An 18,610-nucleotide genomic window follows, 5' to 3' on the forward strand; every position below is an offset into this window, starting at 1 on the left:
TGTTGTTCAACACCCCCATTAGACCAGACTCCTTATGCCGCGCCGTTGAGGAATTGCTCGGCGTAATGGCACGCTACCAGCCGGTTATCGAGCGGACGCAAGGCCGGCTCTTCGGTCTTGCAGCGCTCGGTAGCGTACGGGCAGCGCTTGTGGAAGGCGCAGCCGGGTGGTGGGTTGAGCGGGTTGGGCAGTTCGCCGACGATCTTGATCTTCGGCTTGTTCGGGTCCGGGTGGATGGTGGGCGTGGCCGACAGCAGCGCCTGGGTGTACGGGTGCAGCGGGCGGCTGTAGATCGACTCGTTGGGGCCCATTTCCACCGGGCGACCGAGGTACATCACCATCACATCGTCCGCGACGTGCTGCACCACCGCCAGGTTGTGGGAGATGAACACGTAGGCCGTGTTGAACTCCTGCTGCAGGTCCATGAACAGGTTCAACACCTGGGCCTGGATCGACACGTCCAGCGCCGACGTCGGTTCGTCCGCCACCAGCACTTTGGGTTGCAGCATCATGGCGCGGGCCAGGGCGATGCGCTGGCGCTGACCGCCGGAGAACATGTGTGGGTAGCGCTGGTAATGCTCGGGGCGCAAACCCACCTGCTTCATCATCGCCTGGACTTTTTCACGCCGCTCCGTCGCCGACAGGTTGGTGTTGATCAGCAACGGCTCGGCCAGTTGATCACCGATTTTCTGCCGTGGGTTGAGGGAGGCATAAGGGCTCTGGAACACCATCTGCACGTCTTTGCGCAGTTGCTTGCGTTCGGCCTTGTTGGCACCGGCGACTTCCTGGCCGGCAATTTTCAACGAGCCTGCGGACGGCTCCTCGATCAGTGTCAGGGCCCGGGCGAGGGTGGATTTGCCGCAACCGGATTCGCCCACCACGGCCAGGGTCTTGCCGGCTTCGAGTTCGAACGAAACGCCATTGAGGGCACGCACGGTCGCGTGGCCCTTGAACATGCCGCGGGACACTTCGTAATGACGGGTCAGGTCACGGGCGGTAAGTACGACGGCCATCACGCCACCTCCTGGTTCAACGGGTAGAAGCAGCGGGCGAGGCTGTTGGTTTTCGGGTCGAGGGCAGGACGCTCTTGACGACAGTTATCCCGCACGTACGGACAGCGCGGCGACAACAGGCAGCCCTGCGGGCGGTCGTAGCGACCGGGAACGATGCCCGGCAGCGTCGCCAGGCGCTCGGCGCCCATGCTGTGCTCCGGAATGGCCGCCAGCAGTGCTTCGCTGTACGGGTGGGCCGGAATGTCGAACAGCTCGGGCACCTTGCCCACTTCCACGGCCTGGCCGGCGTACATCACGCACACGCGCTGGGCGGTCTCGGCCACCACGGCCAGGTCGTGGGTGATCAACACCAGGCCCATGTTCTGTTCTTTTTGCAGCGCCAGCAGCAGGTCCATGATCTGCGCCTGGATGGTCACGTCCAGGGCGGTGGTCGGTTCGTCGGCGATCAGCAGTTTCGGCTCGCCGGCAATGGCCATGGCAATTGCCACGCGCTGGCTCATACCGCCGGACAGTTGGTGAGGGTAGGCGTCCATGCGGTTGGCGGCGCCGGGGATCTCGACTTTTTCCAGCAGCTCGATGGCACGCTTGCGGGCAGCCTTGCCGGACATCTTCAGGTGCAGGCGCAGCACTTCTTCGATCTGGAAACCCACGGTGTAGCTGGGGTTGAGCGCGGTCATCGGGTCCTGGAACACCATTGCCAGGTCCTTGCCGATGATCTGCCGGCGCTGACGGGCGCTCAGCTTGAGCATGTTATGGCCGTCGAAATTCAGCGCGTCGGCGGTCACGATGCCGGGGTGCTCGATCAGGCCCATCAGCGCCATCATGGTCACGGACTTACCCGACCCCGATTCGCCGACGATAGCCAGCACTTCGCCTTTTTCCACGCTCAGGTCCAGGCCGTCGACCACCGGGACGGCGGTGGCGTCGCCGAAGCGGACGTTGAGATTCTTGATTTCTAGCAGTGACATGGGAATCTCCTCAGGCGGCATTCTTGAGTTTCGGGTCCAGCGCATCGCGCAGCCCGTCGCCCATCAGGTTGATTGCCAGCACGCTGAGCAAAATGGTCAAGCCAGGCAGGCTCACGACCCACCAGGCGCGTTCGATGTAGTCGCGGGCCGAGGCCAGCATGGTGCCCCACTCTGGGGTGGGCGGCTGGACGCCGAGGCCGAGGAAGCCCAGGGCGGCGGCGTCGAGGATCGCCGAGGAAAAGCTCAGGGTTGCCTGTACGATCAGCGGCGCCATGCAGTTTGGCAGTACGGTGATGAACATCAGGCGCGGCAGGCCGGCACCGGCCAGGCGGGCGGCGGTCACGTAGTCGCGGTTCAGCTCACCCATCACCGCGGCGCGGGTCAGGCGTACATAGGACGGCAGCGAGACGATGGCGATGGCGATCACGGTGTTAATCAGACCTGGGCCGAGGATGGCGACGATCGCCACGGCCAACAGCAGCGAAGGCAGGGCCAGCATGATGTCCATCAGACGCATGATGGTCGGGCCGAGGATGCGCGGGAAGAACCCGGCGAACAGCCCCAGCAGGATGCCAGGGATCAGCGACATCACCACCGACGACAAGCCGATCAGCAGCGACAGGCGCGAACCCTGGATCAGGCGCGACAGCAGGTCGCGACCCAGCTCGTCGGTGCCCAGCAGGAACTGCATCTGCCCACCTTCGAGCCAGGCCGGTGGGGTCAGCAGGAAGTCGCGGTACTGTTCACTCGGGTCATGGGGCGCGACCCACGGCGCAAAGATGGCGCAGAACACCACCAGGATCATGAACAGCAGCCCGGCCACGGCGCCCTTGTTACGGGAAAACGCCTGCCAGAATTCTTTATAAGGAGACGGATACAGCAGGCTTTGATCGACTGCTACCGAAGGAGTTGGAGTACTCATGGATTTGATCTCAGCGCTGGTGACGGATACGTGGGTTGGCAAAGCCGTAGAGGATGTCCACGACGAAGTTGACCAGAATCACCAGGCAGGCGATTAAGAGGATGCCGTTCTGCACCACGGGATAATCCCGGGCGCCGATGGCTTCGATCAGCCACTTGCCGATGCCCGGCCAGGAGAAGATCGTTTCGGTCAGGACCGCACCGGCCAGCAGCGTGCCGACTTGCAGGCCGACCACGGTCAGCACCGGGATCAACGCATTGCGCAGGCCGTGCACGAACACCACGCGGGTCGGCGACAGGCCCTTGGCCTTGGCGGTGCGGATGTAGTCTTCGCGCAATACTTCGAGCATCGAAGAACGGGTCATGCGGGCGATCACCGCCAGCGGAATGGTCCCCAGCACGATGGCCGGCAGGATCAGGTGATGCAGGGCATCGAGGAACGCGCCTGGCTCGTCGGCCAACAGCGTATCGATCAGCATGAAGCCGGTTTTCGGCTCGATGTCGTAGAGCAGGTCGATCCGCCCGGACACCGGCGTCCAGCCCAGGGACACCGAGAAGAACATGATCAGGATCAGGCCCCACCAGAAGATCGGCATCGAGTAACCCGCCAGGGAGACGCCCATTACCCCATGGTCGAACAGGGATCCTCGCTTGAGTGCCGCGATCACCCCGGCCAGCAGGCCCAGGATACCGGCGAACAACAGGGCGGCCATGGACAGTTCCAGGGTCGCGGGAAACAGGGAGCTGAACTCGGTCCAGACGCTTTCGCGGGTGCGCAGCGATTCGCCGAGATCGCCGTGGGCCAGTTTGCCGATGTAGTCCAGATACTGGGCATACAGCGGTTTATTGAGGCCAAGGCGTTCCATTGCCTGAGCATGCATTTCGGGATCGACCCGACGTTCGCCCATCATCACTTCCACGGGGTCGCCGGGGATCATGCGAATCAACGCGAAGGTCAGCAAGGTGATGCCGAAGAACGTGGGAATCAACAATCCCAGTCGGCGGGCAATAAAACTAAACATCTTCAGGTGTACCTCATCAGCCGGTTAGGCGTGCCCGGCAGCCCTTGGATAAGGGTTGCCGGGGACTTTCTTATCTACTTCACCTGGGTGGTGGCGAAGTTATTGGTGGTGAGCGGGCTAATGGAATAGCCCTCTACGTTCTTGCGCATTGCCGTGAACATCCGGGTGTGGGCCATGCTGATCCACGGTTGGTCCTGGTTGAAAATCACCTGGGCCTGTTCATAGAGCCTGGTCCGCTCCTCGGGGTTCACTGTGGCGCGGGCCTGGTCGATCAGCGCCTGGAATTTCTCGTTGCACCAGCGGGCGTAGTTTTCGCCGTTCTTGGCCGCCTCGCAACTGAGCATAGGCGTCAGGAAGTTATCCGGGTCGCCGTTATCACCCGCCCATCCGGCGGACACCATGTCGTGCTCGCCGTTTTTCGCGCGCTTGAGCATTTCACCCCATTCCATCACGCGGATGTCGACCTTGATCCCGACTTTCGCCAGGTCGGCCTGCATCATCTGCGCGCCCAACATCGGGTTGGGGTTGGTCGGGCCGCCGCCGTTGCGAGTGAACAACGTCAGCACGGTGCCTTCCGGCACGCCGGCTTCCTTGAGCAACTGGCGGGCCTTGTCCAGGTCCCGCGGCGGGTTCTTCAGTTCGTGATTGAAGCCCAGCAGGGTCGGTGGGTACGGGTTGACCGCCACGGTGGCGTTGCCCTTGCCGAACAGGGCATTGACGTAAGCCTCTTTGTCGAAGGCAATGTCGATGGCCTTGCGCACCCGCACATCGCTCAGGTACTTGTGCTGGGTGTTCATGGCGACGTAGGACACGGTCATGGCGTCCAGTTCGTCGACTTTCAGGTTGGCGTCTTTCTTGATGCTTGGAATGTCATCGGGCTTGGGATACAGCGCGATCTGGCATTCGTTGGCCTTGAGTTTCTGCAGGCGTACGTTGTTGTCGGTGGCGATGGCCAGTACCAGGGCATCGGCTGGCGGCTTGCCGCGGAAGTAATCCGGGTTGGCCTTGAAACGCACCTGGGCGTCCTTGTTGTAGCGCTGGAACACGAATGGCCCGGTGCCGACCGGCTTGCTGTTCAGGTCGCCGGTCTTGCCGGACTTGAGCAACTGGTCCGCGTATTCGGCCGGGTAGATCGAGGAGAAGGCCATGGCGATGTCGGCCAGGAACGGCGCTTCGCGGCGGGTCAGGGTGAACTTGACGGTGTGCTCGTCGACTTTCTCGACGTTCTTGAGCAGCTCTTTGAAGCCCATGCTTTCAAAGTAGGGGAAGCCCACGCTCGAGAGTTTGTGCCATGGGTGATTCGGGTCCAGCTGGCGCTGGAAGCTCCAGACCACGTCGTCGGCATTGAACTCGCGGTTCGGCTTGAAGTATTCGGTGGTGTGGAACTTGACGCCCTTGCGCAGGTGGAAGGTGTACGTCAGGCCATCGTCACTGATGTCCCAGGATTCGGCCAGGGCCGGAATCACTTCGGTGGTGCCGGGCTTGAAGTCGGCCAGGCGGTTGAAGATGGTTTCTGCCACGGCGTCGGCGGTGACTGCAGTCGTGTACTGGACCATGTCGAAGCCTTCCGGACTGGCTTCTGTGCAAACCACCAGGGGTTTGGCCGTGACGCCAACGGCGACACTCAGCAGCGCGGCTGCGATGGCTGCGCGTAGGGGAATCATGTTCATCGTCAATCCTCTGCAATCGGTTGAACGGTTAAAGCCGGACGGCCGACCTTGTGGGTCGACCGTCCGGCGCAGGGTTTACAGGATGTTGAACGGGATGGTGGTGACCAGGCGGAACTCGTTGATGCTGCCGTCGGCCTGGTTGCGGCTGGAACGGTGTTCGGTGTAGGTCGCACGGATCGCCGTGGCTTTCAGAGGACCGCTCTGTACCGCGTAGGACGCGCCCACGCCGGTTTCATAGTGGTTCTCGTCATCCATGCCGCGGACGTCATAGGCGGTACCGGTGTAATGGGTACCGTCGATGCCCCAGCCGCGAGCGCGGTAGACATTGAACTTCAGGCCCGGCACGCCGTATTCGGCCATGTTGATGCCATAGGCGATCTGGAAGGATTTTTCGTTCGGGCCGTTGAAGTCCGACAGCAGGGAGTTGGCCAGGTAGATGCCGTTGGTTTCGTGCAGGTAGTCGAAGTATTCGTTACCGTTCACTTCCTGGTACGAGAAAGTCAGGCTGTGGGCCTGGTGAGCCAGGCCCAGCGACAACGAGTAGGTGTCGTTGTCGATTTCACCCATCTCCTTTTTGCCTTCGTCCACGGTCTTGTAGTAGTTCAGGCCGGTGGTCAGCGCCAGCACCGAAGCGTCACCCAGTTCGTGGGTAGCGCCGAAGTAGTACTGGTTCCAGAAGTCTTCGACCTTAGAGGCGTAGACGCTGGTCTTCAGGCTCTTGAGGGGCTGGTAGTTCAGGCCAACCACGCTGACCTTGTCGGTTTCGGCGCTGTTGTTGGTGTACTCGGAGCGGAATTTCGACAGGCTCTGTTCGGTACGCGGCGACACACGGTCGAACACACCGGCATCGAACGAAAGGTTGTTGAATTCTTCGCTGTGCAAGCTCACGCCTTCGAAGCTCGAAGGCAGCGCACGGTTGCCGATGACATCGACGATGGGCGTGCTGAAGTTCTGGCGACCAGCGGTCAGCGTGGTGTTGGATACCCGAGCCTTGACGTTGGCCAGGCCCAGCTTGCTCCACTGGTCCACGGCATCGCCGTTGTTCTCGGCCAGCGTACGGTTACCGCCATTGGCGATGTCCTTGCGGCTGCGGTCCAGCACCACGGCGTTGTACGCCGCGACTTCCGTGCTGAAACCGACGGTGCCTTGGGTGAAGCCCGAGGTATAGTTGAGAATGGTGCCCTGGACCCAGTTGATGCGACGATCGGTGGGAAGTGTCTGGCCGTGTTTCTGATAGCTGAAGCTGCCGCGTTTGCGCAGTTCGTTGGCATACCAGTTCCGGGTGGTGCCCGACAGGCTCTGGCCGTCGAGAAAGCCCTTGGCTTCGGATTGGCTACTGGTGCTTGCCAGCTCGGTTGGCACGAAGTCCTGGCTCTGCGATTCCGCATAAGCGGTCGCGGTGATGCTGCTGATGGCCAAGGCCAGTATCGCGGTGCTGCTCAACTTCATGGGTAACGCTCCTTTTTCTTTCTTTTTTATGCCGGTCTTTTTTGGTGATACGGCTATCGGTTTTACAACTCATCACAGTCGCAAACGTTTGCATGGCGCCTGATCGACGAATTCAGGCAAGACGTGTGCGTGAGAGCCCCTGGGGGCCCTCGCTGCAGGGCTAATCGGTTATGGGTTCAGGCTGACGCCCGAGAACACGTTGCGACCGAAGGGGCTGACCTTGAACCCTTCGACTTTGGCACTCAGCGGCTGGTTGACCGTCGAGTGGGCAACAGGAGTGATCGGCACTTGCTGCTTGAGCAACTGCTGGGCCTGTTTGTAGAGCACGGTGCGCTGGTCGCGATCAGTGACGACTTTGGCCTGCTTGATCAGCTTGTCGTAATCCTGGTCGCACCACATGGAGTAGTTGTTGCCGCCAATGGCATCGCAGCTGTACAGCGTGCCCAGCCAGTTGTCCGGGTCACCATTGTCGCCGGTCCAGCCGATCAGGCTGACGTCGTGCTCGCCGTTCTTGGTGCGCTTGATGTACTCGCCCCATTCGTAGCTGACGATCTTCACCTTCAGACCGATTTTCGCCCAGTCGGCCTGGAGCATCTCGGCCATCAGCTTGGCGTTGGGGTTGTACGGGCGTTGCACGGGCATCGCCCACAAGGTGATTTCCGTACCTTCCTTGACCCCGGCGGCCTTGAGCAGCTCCTTGGCTTTTTCCGGGTTGTAGGGGGTGTCCTTGATGGTGTCGTCGTAGGACCACTGGGTCGGTGGCATGGCGTTCTGCGCCAGCTGCCCCGCGCCCTGGTACACGGCATTGAGGATGCCCTGCTTATTCACCGCCATGTCCAGTGCCCGGCGTACTTCCACCTGATCGAACGGTTTGTGGCGGGTGTTATAGGCGATGTAGCCGAGGTTGAAGCCGGGCTTCTCGATCAGTTGCAGCTTGGGATCGTTCTTCAAGGCGGGTACGTCGGCCGGACGCGGATGCAGGGTGATCTGGCATTCGTTGGCCTTGAGCTTCTGCACTCGCACCGAGGCGTCGGTGTTGATGGAGAAAATCAGGTTGTTCAGCTTGACTCGTTCCGGCGCCCAGTACTGCTTGTTGGCGACGTAGCGGATGTTGGAGTCCTTCTGGTAGCTCTTGAACTCGAACGGCCCGGTGCCGATGGGCTTCTGGTTGATGTCGCTCGGCTTGCCGTCCTTGAGCAACTGGTCGGCGTACTCGGCCGACAAAATCGAGGCGAAGCTCATGGCGATATTCTGGATGAACGCGGCGTCCACACTGTTGAGGGTCATGACCACCGTCAACGGCCCGGTCTTTTCCACCTTGGCGATGTTCTTGTTCAGGCTCATGCCGTTGAAGTACGGGAACTCGGTGGGGTAGGCCTTGCGGAACGGATGCTGCGGATCGAGCATGCGGGTGAACGTGAACACCACGTCGTCGGCGTTGAAGTCCCGGGTTGGCGTGAAATAGTCGGTGGTATGGAACTTCACCCCTTCGCGCAGGTGGAAGGTGTACTTCAAACCGTCTTCGGAAATATCCCAGCTCGTCGCCAGGCCCGGTACGACATTGGTCGCGCCCTTTTCAAACTCGGCCAGGCGGTTGTACAGCGGTTCAGCGGCATCGTTGTCGGTGGCGGTGGTGTATTGCGCCGTGTCGAAGCCGGCGGGGCTGCCTTCGGAACAGAACACCAGGCTACCAGCGGTGGCGGCGTGGGCGGCGGATGTCGCGGCCAGCAGGCCGGTACTCAGCAATGCGGATAAAACCAGGGTATGGCGCATGACGCTCCCTCTCTCGTTCGGTGTGTTTGACAGTGAACCGGCGTCCTTGGTGGGACAGGTCCGGGAACACCGGGCTCATTCCATTGTGTACAGCAATGCCGCAGGGCTGGCAGATCTGCCCGGTTCCAACGGTATGGGCCGTGGTTCGGGCAGTAAATGCGTAACGCCTGAAAGACTTGTGAGAAAGGGCGATACATCCTCGACCGGCTACGGCAATGCGCAGGAGGGGAAGGACGCAGGCGATTTCCTGGGTCTTGGCAGATGAAGCAACGGCGCCGTCAGAAGACGCCGCCGTTGCATACCTTCAGTTGCTGACGCTGACGCCGTAGAAGGAGTTCAAGCCAAACGGGCTGATCTTGAAGTCCTGCACGTTGGCGCGCATGGGTTGATACACCGTCGAGTGAGCGATAGGTGTCATTGGCACGGCGTCCTTGAGGACGTGTTGTGCCTGTTTGTACAGTTCGGTGCGCTTGGCCTGGTCGGTGGTGCGCTTGGCTTCCTTGACGAGACCGTCGAATTTCTTGTCGCACCATTTGGAGAAGTTGTTGCCACTCAGGGAGTCGCAACCGAACAGCACGTTGAGCCAGTTGTCCGGGTCACCGTTATCACCGCTCCAGCCGATGATCATCGCCTGGTTCTCGCCGCCCTTGGAACGCTTGATGTACTCGCCCCATTCGTAGCTGACGATGTTCACGTTCAGGCCGATTTTCTTCCAGTCGGACTGGAGCATTTCAGCCATCAGCTTGGCGTTCGGGTTGTACGGACGCTGGACCGGCATCGCCCACAGGGTGATGTTGGTGCCTTCCTTGACGCCGGCTTCCTTGAGCAGCTCCTTGGCTTTCTCAGGATCGTACTTGGCATCCTTGATGGTGGTGTCGTAGGACCATTGGGTCGGAGGCATGGCGTTGACCGCCAGCTGGCCGGCGCCCTGGTAGACCGAGTCGATGATCTGCGGCTTGTTGACCGCCATGTCCAGTGCCTGGCGAACCTTCAGGTTGGCGAGCACGTTCGGCTCGTTGCTGCCCTTGATCTTGTCCATCACGTTGTAGGCGATGTAGCCCAGGTTGAAGCCGGCCTGGTCAGGCATCTTCAAAGCTTTGTCGTCCTTCAGCGCCTTGAGGTCGGCGGGACGCGGGAACAGGGTGACCTGGCACTCGTTCTTCTTCAGCTTCTGGATACGCACCGACGGGTCGGTGGTGATGGCGAAGATCAGGTTGTCGATCTTCACGTCGGAAGGGTTCCAGTAATCCTTGTTCCCGGTGTAGCGGATGTTGGAGTCTTTCTGGTAGCTCTTGAACACGAACGGGCCAGTGCCGATCGGTTTCTGATTGATGTCCGGTGCCTTGCCGTCCTTGAGCAGCTGGGCCGCGTACTCGGCGGACTGGATCGAGGCAAAACTCATGGCCATGTTCTGGATGAATGCAGCGTCGACATCCTTGAGGGTGAACTTGACGGTGTGGTCGTCGACTTTTTCGATCTTGGTGATGTTGGTGTCCATCCCCATGTCGGTGAAGTACGGAAATTCGGTCGGGTACGCCTTACGGAACGGATCATCCTTGTTAATCATGCGATTGAAGGTGAACAGCACGTCGTCGGCGTTGAACTCACGAGTCGGCTTGAAGTAAGGGGTGGTGTGGAACTTGACGCCTTCACGCAGGTGGAAGGTGTAGCTCAGACCGTCTTCGGAAATATCCCACTTGGTCGCCAGGCCAGGAATCACGGCGGTGCCGCCGCGCTCGAACTGGGTGAGGCGGTTGAACATGGTTTCTGCAGAGGCGTCGAAGTCGGTTCCGGTGGTGTATTGACCCGGGTCGAAGCCGGCGGGGCTGCCTTCGGAGCAGAACACCAGGTTAGCCGCCGCTTGGGCGAAGGGTGCGCTGGCCAATAAGCCTGCGCCGACTAAAAACGGAATGACCGCGTGTTTAAGCATGTTGGCCTCATGATTTGTTGTCATTTTTGGATTTGAGGGCGACCTCGTGAGTCGTCCTGCGGATACTTATGCAGGCCCCATACCCAATGCAAGATCCAGAGCGGTTCCAAATCTGAAACAGTGGCACGAACGTACCTTAATGTCGCATCCGTGTAACTTCTGACGCTGTTGATCGTTTGCGTGGGTTTTTTAGGTGCAAAAGGCGCCCTTTACCGGTGCGCGTCGAAGACGCAGAGCACCGGTTTGGGGCGGGTTTTACTTCTGCAAACCCACGCCGTAGAAGGGTGTGAGACCAAAGGGGCTGAGTTTGAAATCCACCACGTTTTTGTTTATCGGCTGAAACACCGTGGAGTTGGCAATCGGTGTAATGGGCACCTGTTGCTTGAGGATTTCTTGTGCCTGCCGGTAGAGGTCGATGCGCTGCTGGCGGTCGGTGGAGACCTTGGCCTGGCGGATCAGTTTGTCGTAGGCCGGGTCGCACCACTTGGCGTAGTTGCTGCCCTTGACCGCCGCGCAGCTGTAGAGCACCCCCAGCCAGTTGTCCGGGTCGCCGTTGTCGCCGGTCCAGCCATAAATCATCGCGTCGTGCTCGCCGTTCTTGGCGCGCTTGATGTACTCGCCCCATTCGTAGCTGACGATGTTGGCCTTGATCCCGATTTTCGCCCAGTCCTGCTGGATCATCTGCGCTGACATCCGCGCGTTGGGGTTGGAGGCGCGCTGCACCGTCATCGCCCATAAATTGATGGTAGTACCCGGCGCAACCCCGGCTTCCTGGAGTAGCGCCTTGGCCTTGGTCACGTCATGGGGCGCGTCCTTGATGGCCGGGTCGAACGACCACTGGGCCGGCGGCAAAGCGTTCTGCGCCAGTTGTCCGGCGCTCTGGTACACGGCTTTGATGATTGCCGGCTTGTCGATGGCCATGTCCAGCGCCTGGCGGACCTTGAGTTGGTCCAGGGGCGGGTGCGTCACGTTGTAGGCCAGGAAGCCCAGGTTAAAGCCGGGCTGCCTGAGCACCCGCAGGTTCGGATCCTGTTCCATGATCTCGATGTCGGCGGGGCGCGGATAGCCGCTGACCTGGCATTCATTGCGCTTGAGCTTTTGCAGACGCACGGCGGCGTCGGGGGTGATGGAGAAGATCAGGTTGTCGATTCTGACATCTTCAGGTTTCCAGTACGCGGTGTTGGCGGCGTAGCGGATCTGCGAATCCTTCTGATAGCGCTTGAACACGAATGGGCCGGTGCCAACGGGTTTCAGATTGAGGTCGCCGGCCTTGCCTTCCTTTAATAACTGCGCGGCGTACTCGGCGGATTGCACCGACGCAAAACTCATCGCCAGGTTCTGTATGAAAGCGGCATCGACGTTGTTCAGGTTGAAACGCACGGTGTGCTCGTCGATTTTTTCGACGCGCTTGATCGTGGTGTTCAGGCCCATGTCGGTGAAGTAAGGCGACTCGGTGGGGTAGGCCTGGCGGAACGGGTGCTGGGGGTCGAGCAGGCGCTGGAAGGTGAACACCACATCGTCCGCGTTGAAATCGCGGGTGGGCGTGAAGTAGTCGGTGGTATGGAACTTGACGCCTTCGCGCAGGTGGAAGGTGTAGGCCAGGCCGTCGGTAGACACGTCCCAGCTTGTCGCCAGCCCCGGCTCGACTTCGGTGCCGCCGCGCTTGAATTGGGTGAGGCGGTTGAAGACGGTTTCGGCCGAAGCGTCGAAATCGGTGCCGCTGGTGTACTGGCTGGGATCGAACCCGGCGGGGCTGGCTTCGGAGCAGTAGACCAGGGTGGTGGCGGCCTGGGCCATTGGGGCGCTGCTGATCAGGGCGAGGGCGAGCAGGAGGGGCTTGAAGGTGGTTCTGTCCATGAAATCCCTTGGGCGATGGCGACGATTGGCGAAGAGTAGCGTTCTGGAGGGCGGCGGGGGAAATAGCCAAAAGTGAGGGGGACCCTTGGGTTTGGGCATAGCTGGCCCGGTATCTGGGCTTGATGGGCGCGCATTTCACTGTGGGAGCAAAGCTTGCTCGCGATGGCTGTGTCCGGGTTTTGTCGACCGGGTGTATATCCATTGCTTCGGTAACGGCTACTTATGGTTTCGCCCTGACGGCGACTTACTTTCTTTCAGACGCCAAAGAAAGTAAGCAAAGAACGCTCGCCCCTGCGTACGGCCCCTCGCCAAGGCTCGGGGTTCCTTCGCTCCGGCATTCATCCGGGGGCATCGGCTCCGGTCCGCTGCGCTTGACCTCCACACGATGGGTTCGACTGCGTCGAACGGCGCTGCGCGCCATCCCCCTGATGAACGCCTCCACTCAGCCTCCCGAAGGGGCGGAAGATCAAAAGCCGCGGCGCGTCCTATTGCTCGGTACGGTCTTGAAGGCTTACATCGACCCATTGTGGGAGCGGGCTTGCTCGCGATGGCGGTCTGTCATTCAACATCTGCATCGACTGATTCACCGCTATCGCGAGCAGGCTCGCTCCCACAGGATTTTGCGGTGACTGATCATTCGCAGCCGACCACAGATCTCACTGTGGGAGCAAAGCTTGCTCGCGATGGCTGTGTCCGGGTTTTGTCGACCGGGTGTATATCCATTGCTTCGGTAACGGCTACTTATGGTTCCGCTTTTACAGCGGGTCACTTTTGGCGGACGCCCGGAATGCCGGCCCAGCCAAAAGTAACCAAAAGGGCTCGCCCCAGCGTACGGCCCCTCGCCGAAGCTCGGGGTTCCTTCGCTCCGGCATTCATCAGGGGGCATCGGCTCCGGTCCGCTGCGCTTGACCTCCACTCGATGGGTTCGACTACGTCGAACGGCGCTGTGCGCCATCCCCCCTGATGAACGCCTCCACTCAGCCTCCCGAAGGTGCGGAAGATCAAAAGCCGCGGCGCGGCTTATAGCTCGACACGGCTCTTGAAAGAATGCACCGACCCATTGTGGGAGCGAGCCCTGCTCGCGATGGCGGTGGGTCAGTCGATGCGAATGCTGAATGACAGAGCGCTATCGCGAGCACTCGCACACAGTTCGACTTTGCATGCCTGATCTGAGGTGGCTAGCCATGAGGTACGTAGGAACGATTACTATGTTTTCAGTGACCGCAAAGGCCGATGCCGACACGCTGCTCACCAGCACCTCCGAAACTCTGGCTTCGGTCAAAGCCATGGCCGGGGTTTAGCGTGGGGTTGCCCGACTATTCAAGGTCGGGCACCTTGCTCTGCTTTATTGCATCAACACTTCAACCGACCCATCCGCCGTCATGGTCACCTTGCTGGTACCCGCTTCCACGTCAGGCGTCACGGATTCAGCATCCATGGAACCGCTTTTCATCATCATCGTTGGGGCGCGCATGTACGGTTGTGGATAACCGTTGGTGTTGAGGTTCAGGTTGACGATCTTGTAACCCTTGCCGCCCAGGGCCTCGGTGGCCAGTTGGGCGCGGGCCTTGAAGGCGTTGACGGCGTCTTTGAGCAGGGCGTCTTCGCTGCTCTGGCGGGTGGCGGTGGCGATAGCGAAGTCCATGCCGCCCATTTTCATGTCGGTGAGCAGTTCGCCGGTGAGCTTGGACAAGGCTGCGAAGTCGGCGCTTTCCAGGCGCAGTTCGGCGCGTTCGCGCCAGCCGGTGATTTTCTGGCCTTTGCCGTCGTAGATAGGGTAGCTGTTGCGGCTGCCCTGGCGCAGGGTGATGTCCTTGACCTGCTTGGCCTGGCCGATGGCTTTGTTCAACGTGGTGCTGACGGCAGCGGCGAGTTTGGCCGGGTCGGTGTTCTGTTCCTCGGTGTAGAGGGTGACGATCATCAGGTCGCGGGCCACTTCCTGGCTGACTTCGGCGCGCAGGGAAATCTGGTTGTAGTGAAGCTCGTCAGCGGCCAGGGCCGGCAGGCTGGCGACGGTGCCGAGGCTGAGGGCGAGCAGGGTGACGTGGCGGCGGAACGTGTGCATGAAAGCTCCTTGGGATGAGGCGCAGGGGTAGGTCCGGGCCTGCGTGAACGATAAGACTCTAGCTTTTATGAGTGGGTTCGCACAGTTACAACTTCTATACAGATCGAATGGCAACGCAGGGCATGCTTTTGTGGCGAAGGGATAAATCCACTCGCCACAGGATGATGTGTAACGTTTGGACGCTGTGGCGCTTTGCCGCATATCTGCCTGTGTCACCCGCGCCTTGGGTATACTCCGTGCGATCCGCCTGGAGCGCTCATCAGGAGAGCTCATGCTCGCCCCTTTGCAAATGACATCCGCCTCTCGCCAGAACCTCTGGCGCCTGACATTCATCCGCATTCTGGTCCTGGCGGCCCAGGCCGGCTCGGTGGGGCTCGCCTATTGGTTCGACCTGCTGCCGCTGCCCTGGCTGCAACTGGCGATCACCCTGGTCTGTTCCAGTGTGCTCTGTGCGCTGACGGCCGTCCGCCTGCGCACCTCGTGGCCAGTAACCGAGCTCGAGTACGCCGTGCAACTGGCCTGTGACCTGTTTATTCACAGTGCGCTGCTGTACTTCTCTGGCGGTTCCACCAACCCGTTTGTCTCTTATTACCTGGTGCCGCTGACCATCGCCGCGGTGACGTTGCCTTGGCGTTATTCGTTGATCCTGTCCGGCATCGCCCTGGCGCTGTACACCCTGCTGCTGGCGCGCTTTTATCCGCTGGAAACCTTTCCCATCGCCCGGGAGAACCTGCAGATCTACGGGATGTGGCTGAGTTTCGCCCTGGCCGCGGCAGTCATCACCTTTTTCGCCGCGCGCATGGCTGAGGAGTTGCGTCGCCAGGAAGAACTGCGGGCCATTCGCCGTGAAGAAGGCCTGCGGGACGAGCAACTGCTGGCCGTGGCGACTCAGGCCGCTGGCGCTGCCCATGAATTGGGCACCCCGTTGGCAACCATGAGCGTGCTGCTCAAGGAAATGCGCCAGGATCACCCCGACCCGGCGCTGCAGGACGACCTCAGTGTGCTGCAGGATCAGGTCAAGCTCTGCAAGGAAACCCTGCAATACCTGGTGCGCGCCGCCGAGGCCAACCGGCGCCTGGACATCGACATGCAGGCAGTCACTTTCTGGTTGGACGAAGCTTTGAACCGCTGGCACCTGATGCGCCCTGAAGCCAGTTATCGCTTGCAGCACTTGGGCAAGGGTGTGGTTCCACGCATGGCGCCGCCGCCGGATTTGACCCAGGCGTTACTGAACCTGTTGAACAACGCTGCCGATGCCTGCCCCGAAGGCCTGGAGGTGGCGCTGGACTGGAATGACTACGAACTGACCATCTGCATCCGCGACCATGGCGCCGGTGTGCCGCTGGCGATTGCCGAGCAGATCGGCAAGCCTTTCTTTACCACCAAGGGCAAAGGTCTGGGCCTTGGCCTGTTTTTGAGCAAGGCCAGCGTGACACGCGCCGGCGGCTCGGTGAAACTCTACCCCCATGAGGGAGGCGGCACGCTCACCGAGCTGCGCCTGCCTCGTGCCGACCGAGGAGACGAATATGAGTGACGAGATCCAAGTCGACGGCGAAGAACTGCCGCACCTGTTGCTGGTAGATGACGACGCCACGTTCACCCGCGTCATGGCACGGGCCATGTCCCGTCGCGGGTTTCGCGTCAGCACCGCAGGTTCCGCCGAAGAGGGCCTGACCATTGCCCAGGCCGATCTGCCGGACTACGCGGCCCTGGACCTGAAAATGGACGGCGACTCGGGCCTGGTATTGCTGCCCAAGCTGCTGGAACTGGACCCGGAAATGCGCGTGGTGATCCTCACCGGTTATTCGAGCATCGCCACGGCGGTCGAGGCCATCAAGCGCGGCGCCTGCAATTACCTGTGCAAACCGGCGGATGCCGATGACGTGCTGGCCGCGCTGCTGTCCGAACACGCCGACCTCGACTCCCTGGTGCCGGAAAACCCCATGTCGGTGGACCGCCTGCAGTGGGAGCATATCCAGCGGGTGCTGACCGAGCACGAAGGCAATATTTCCGCCACCGCCCGCGCCCTGGGCATGCACCGGCGCACCTTGCAGCGCAAATTGCAGAAGCGCCCCGTGCGTCGCTGAACCTGCGCTGAACGGATGTTGTCCCCCTCGCGATAAATCGGGCCGATGCTCTATGATCGGCCCGATTGTTTTTATCGGGCTCTAACCATGAATCAGAACGCTGAATATTCCGCGGTCAATGACGCGGTGCGCGGACAGTTTTTCCGCCGTGTCTGGCAGATGACCACGCCATACTGGCGTAGCGAGGAGAAGGGCAAGGCCTGGGCGCTGTTGATCGCAGTCATTGCGCTGTCGTTGTTCAGCGTGGCGATTTCGGTTTGGATCAACAGTTGGTACAAGGATTTCTACAATGCCCTGCAAGAGAAGAACGACACTGCATTCTGGCAACTGATCCTGTACTTCTGTGGCATCGCTGCGGTGGCGATCCTGGGGGCAGTGTATCGCTTGTACCTGACGCAGATGCTCACTATCCGCTGGCGAGCCTGGCTCACCGAGCAGCATTTCGCGCGCTGGCTCAAGGACAAGAATTACTACCGGCTGGAGCAGGGCGGCTATACCGACAACCCGGACCAGCGGATTTCCGAAGACCTCAACAGCTTCACCACCAACACCCTCGGCCTGGGGTTGGGATTGTTGCGCACCGTGGTCAGCCTGGTGTCGTTCTCGATCATCCTATGGGGCGTGTCGGGCAGCATCGAAGTGTTCGGCTATACGATTCCAGGCTATATGTTCTGGTGCGCCCTGGTGTATGCCGCGGTGGGCAGTTGGCTGACGCACCTGATCGGCCGGCGCCTGATCGGTCTGAACAACAATCAGCAACGCTTCGAGGCGGACTTGCGTTTCTCCATGGTGCGGGTGCGCGAGAATGCCGAAAGCATTGCGCTGTATAACGGCGAACCCAACGAGAACCGGCGCCTGAGCGGACGTTTTGGCCTGGTCTGGCATAACTTCTGGGACATCATGCGGGTGTCCAAGCGGTTGACCTTCTTCACCTCCGGCTACGGTCAGATCGCAATCATCTTTCCTTTTATCGTCGCCGCCCCGCGTTACTTCGCTGGCAAGATCCAGCTGGGTGAGCTTATGCAGATCAACTCGGCGTTCGGCAATGTGCAGGAGAACTTCAGCTGGTTCATCGATGCCTACGCCCAGCTCGCCGAGTGGCGCGCCACGTGTGATCGTCTGCTGAGCTTCCGCCAGGCCATGAGCGATAACGAGGACCGCGTGCCGGCCATCGACGTGGAGAACCAAGGCAACCTGCTGCAAGTGAAAGGCCTGGGACTGGATGTGGCCGATGGCCGACACTTGCTCTCCAACGCCGACATGACCGTGGAGCCGGGGGAGCGGGTGATGCTCAGCGGCCGTTCCGGTAGCGGTAAATCCACGCTGTTCCGGGCGATGGGACATCTGTGGCCCACCGGCCACGGACGCATCCTGTTGCCGGCGGCGCGGTATCTGTTCCTGCCGCAAAAACCCTATTTGCCTATTGGCAGCCTGCGCGAGGTGCTGAGTTATCCACAGCCCGGGGACGTCTACCCCAATGAACGTTATGCACAGGTACTGGAAACCTGCCGCCTGCCGCACCTGATCCCGCGGCTGGATGAAAGTAATCATTGGCAACGCATGCTCTCGCCTGGCGAACAACAGCGCCTGGCGTTCGCCCGCGCCTTGCTCTATGCGCCGCTGTGGCTGTACATGGACGAAGCCACGTCAGCGATGGATGAGGAAGACGAGGCGACGCTGTATCAGGCGCTGATCGACCAGTTACCGGGGTTGAGTATCGTCAGCGTTGGTCACCGAAGCAGTTTGAAACGCTTCCATCCGCGACAGGTGCGCATTGAAAATGGCCAACTGGTGGAGCATGCCGTGATCGCGTGAACACCGCAAACCCTGTGGGAGCGGGCTTGCTCGCGAAGAC

14 protein-coding genes are annotated in these 18,610 nt (G+C 60.7%); 4 read left to right on the plus strand and 10 right to left on the minus strand.

Annotated elements, in window-relative coordinates:
• Positions 1 to 32 precede the first annotated feature (32 nt).
• The 9 genes from AD666_RS12700 to AD666_RS12740 all read right to left on the minus strand — a co-directional run bounded on the left by AD666_RS12700 (position 33) and on the right by AD666_RS12740 (position 12,603).
• The gene (locus AD666_RS12700) at positions 33 to 1,013 is read right to left on the minus strand and encodes a peptide ABC transporter ATP-binding protein (RefSeq protein WP_053152195.1); all 981 of its coding nucleotides are present in this window, start codon (positions 1,011 to 1,013) and stop codon (positions 33 to 35) included.
• A complete protein-coding gene (locus AD666_RS12705) occupies positions 1,013 to 1,981 on the minus strand; it encodes an ABC transporter ATP-binding protein (protein ID WP_053152197.1) in 969 nt (322 codons plus the stop codon). The genes AD666_RS12700 and AD666_RS12705 overlap by 1 nt, the downstream gene beginning before the upstream one ends.
• Positions 1,982 to 1,991: 10 nt before the next feature.
• Positions 1,992 to 2,903 carry an ABC transporter permease subunit gene (locus AD666_RS12710; RefSeq protein ID WP_053152199.1) on the minus strand — a complete coding sequence of 304 codons (912 nt, stop codon included), beginning with the start codon at positions 2,901 to 2,903 and terminating at the stop codon, positions 1,992 to 1,994.
• Between the two features lie 10 nt (positions 2,904 to 2,913).
• Positions 2,914 to 3,924 carry an ABC transporter permease subunit gene (locus AD666_RS12715; RefSeq protein ID WP_053152201.1) on the minus strand — a complete coding sequence of 337 codons (1,011 nt, stop codon included), beginning with the start codon at positions 3,922 to 3,924 and terminating at the stop codon, positions 2,914 to 2,916.
• Positions 3,925 to 3,998: 74 nt separating this feature from the next.
• Positions 3,999 to 5,594: an ABC transporter substrate-binding protein gene (locus AD666_RS12720; RefSeq protein WP_053152203.1), complete on the minus strand. Its 1,596-nt coding sequence runs from the start codon at positions 5,592 to 5,594 to the stop codon at positions 3,999 to 4,001.
• A gap of 75 nt (positions 5,595 to 5,669) precedes the next feature.
• A complete protein-coding gene (locus tag AD666_RS12725) occupies positions 5,670 to 7,043 on the minus strand; it encodes an OprD family porin (protein WP_053152205.1) in 1,374 nt (457 codons plus the stop codon).
• 168 nt (positions 7,044 to 7,211) lie between these two features.
• Positions 7,212 to 8,816, minus strand: a complete 1,605-nt coding sequence (locus AD666_RS12730) for an ABC transporter substrate-binding protein (RefSeq protein ID WP_053152207.1) — start codon at positions 8,814 to 8,816, stop codon at positions 7,212 to 7,214.
• Positions 8,817 to 9,120: 304 nt separating this feature from the next.
• Positions 9,121 to 10,746, minus strand: coding sequence for an ABC transporter substrate-binding protein (locus tag AD666_RS12735; RefSeq protein WP_053152209.1), 1,626 nt, complete (start codon positions 10,744 to 10,746; stop codon positions 9,121 to 9,123).
• Positions 10,747 to 11,001: 255 nt separating this feature from the next.
• Positions 11,002 to 12,603, minus strand: coding sequence for an ABC transporter substrate-binding protein (locus AD666_RS12740; RefSeq protein WP_053152211.1), 1,602 nt, complete (start codon positions 12,601 to 12,603; stop codon positions 11,002 to 11,004).
• Between the two features lie 1,208 nt (positions 12,604 to 13,811).
• Here AD666_RS12740 and AD666_RS27020 point away from each other — a divergent pair.
• Positions 13,812 to 13,904 (plus strand): DUF6124 family protein, encoded by a 93-nt coding sequence (locus AD666_RS27020; RefSeq protein ID WP_371259587.1) that lies wholly within the window; start codon positions 13,812 to 13,814, stop codon positions 13,902 to 13,904.
• A gap of 44 nt (positions 13,905 to 13,948) precedes the next feature.
• Here AD666_RS27020 and AD666_RS12745 read toward each other — a convergent pair whose 3' ends face one another.
• A complete protein-coding gene (locus AD666_RS12745; RefSeq protein ID WP_053152213.1) occupies positions 13,949 to 14,668 on the minus strand; it encodes an SIMPL domain-containing protein in 720 nt (239 codons plus the stop codon).
• Between the two features lie 271 nt (positions 14,669 to 14,939).
• On the opposite strand from AD666_RS12745, the gene AD666_RS12750 reads away from it, so the two are divergent.
• The 3 genes from AD666_RS12750 (at position 14,940) to AD666_RS12760 (ending at position 18,570) form a co-directional block, all read left to right on the plus strand.
• Complete coding sequence (locus AD666_RS12750; RefSeq protein WP_053152215.1) at positions 14,940 to 16,202, plus strand: ATP-binding protein; 1,263 nt, start codon at positions 14,940 to 14,942, stop codon at positions 16,200 to 16,202.
• Positions 16,195 to 16,755 carry a response regulator transcription factor gene (locus AD666_RS12755; RefSeq protein ID WP_053152217.1) on the plus strand — a complete coding sequence of 187 codons (561 nt, stop codon included), beginning with the start codon at positions 16,195 to 16,197 and terminating at the stop codon, positions 16,753 to 16,755. The genes AD666_RS12750 and AD666_RS12755 overlap by 8 nt, the downstream gene beginning before the upstream one ends.
• Positions 16,756 to 16,842: 87 nt before the next feature.
• Positions 16,843 to 18,570, plus strand: coding sequence for an ABC transporter ATP-binding protein/permease (locus AD666_RS12760; protein ID WP_053152219.1), 1,728 nt, complete (start codon positions 16,843 to 16,845; stop codon positions 18,568 to 18,570).
• Positions 18,571 to 18,610: the final 40 nt, after the last annotated feature.

The organism is Pseudomonas sp. Pf153 (assembly GCF_001269775.1).
Classification (GTDB): Bacteria; Pseudomonadota; Gammaproteobacteria; order Pseudomonadales; family Pseudomonadaceae; genus Aquipseudomonas; species Aquipseudomonas uvaldensis.

Excerpts from the sequence above, each read along its gene's own strand:
- AD666_RS12700 (WP_053152195.1), bottom strand. The coding sequence starts at position 1,013 with ATGGCCGTCGTACTTACCGCCCGTGACCTGACCCGTCATTACGAAGTG.
- AD666_RS12705 (WP_053152197.1), bottom strand. The coding sequence starts at position 1,981 with ATGTCACTGCTAGAAATCAAGAATCTCAACGTCCGCTTCGGCGACGCC.
- AD666_RS12710 (WP_053152199.1), bottom strand. The coding sequence starts at position 2,903 with ATGAGTACTCCAACTCCTTCGGTAGCAGTCGATCAAAGCCTGCTGTAT.
- AD666_RS12715 (WP_053152201.1), bottom strand. The coding sequence starts at position 3,924 with ATGTTTAGTTTTATTGCCCGCCGACTGGGATTGTTGATTCCCACGTTC.
- AD666_RS12720 (WP_053152203.1), bottom strand. The coding sequence starts at position 5,594 with ATGAACATGATTCCCCTACGCGCAGCCATCGCAGCCGCGCTGCTGAGT.
- AD666_RS12725 (WP_053152205.1), bottom strand. The coding sequence starts at position 7,043 with ATGAAGTTGAGCAGCACCGCGATACTGGCCTTGGCCATCAGCAGCATC.
- AD666_RS12730 (WP_053152207.1), bottom strand. The coding sequence starts at position 8,816 with ATGCGCCATACCCTGGTTTTATCCGCATTGCTGAGTACCGGCCTGCTG.
- AD666_RS12735 (WP_053152209.1), bottom strand. The coding sequence starts at position 10,746 with ATGCTTAAACACGCGGTCATTCCGTTTTTAGTCGGCGCAGGCTTATTG.
- AD666_RS12740 (WP_053152211.1), bottom strand. The coding sequence starts at position 12,603 with ATGGACAGAACCACCTTCAAGCCCCTCCTGCTCGCCCTCGCCCTGATC.
- AD666_RS27020 (WP_371259587.1), top strand. The coding sequence starts at position 13,812 with ATGTTTTCAGTGACCGCAAAGGCCGATGCCGACACGCTGCTCACCAGC.
- AD666_RS12745 (WP_053152213.1), bottom strand. The coding sequence starts at position 14,668 with ATGCACACGTTCCGCCGCCACGTCACCCTGCTCGCCCTCAGCCTCGGC.
- AD666_RS12750 (WP_053152215.1), top strand. The coding sequence starts at position 14,940 with ATGCTCGCCCCTTTGCAAATGACATCCGCCTCTCGCCAGAACCTCTGG.
- AD666_RS12755 (WP_053152217.1), top strand. The coding sequence starts at position 16,195 with ATGAGTGACGAGATCCAAGTCGACGGCGAAGAACTGCCGCACCTGTTG.
- AD666_RS12760 (WP_053152219.1), top strand. The coding sequence starts at position 16,843 with ATGAATCAGAACGCTGAATATTCCGCGGTCAATGACGCGGTGCGCGGA.